The sequence below is a fragment of the Chryseobacterium sp. SIMBA_028 genome (assembly GCF_046535285.1).
GTDB lineage: Bacteria > Bacteroidota > Bacteroidia > Flavobacteriales > Weeksellaceae > Chryseobacterium.
The window spans coordinates 1-261 of the sequence record NZ_JAWRWZ010000447.1; the positions used below are offsets into that span (position 1 = coordinate 1).

Consider the following 261-nt stretch of genomic DNA (forward strand, 5'->3'; position numbering starts at 1 on the left):
AGCAAAAACAAATTGTACGTCATGCCAATCAGGGGTTCCTGAGTCATCGGGACCAGTAGAAGATCAACAAAAAGCAAAAGAAATTGTCTATGCCTCAAAGGAATTCAAACAAAACAAGTTGGTGAAAAAACCAAAAAACAGCTTCTTTGGACTTTCAAATGAACAAAATGAAGAGATTGTAAATGTAAAAGAAGGCATGGCTGTGGTAACAATTCCTGTTGATGATATGGAGTCTGGATTAACATCAGCACAATATTTTGT

Annotated in this window: 1 protein-coding gene; it reads left to right on the forward strand. The window is 36.0% G+C overall.

The window, feature by feature from the left end:
- Positions 1-261 (forward strand): putative immunity/bacteriocin fusion bifunctional protein (locus SCA31_RS24080; RefSeq protein ID WP_410699516.1); only part of this gene is annotated, 261 nt, incomplete at both ends.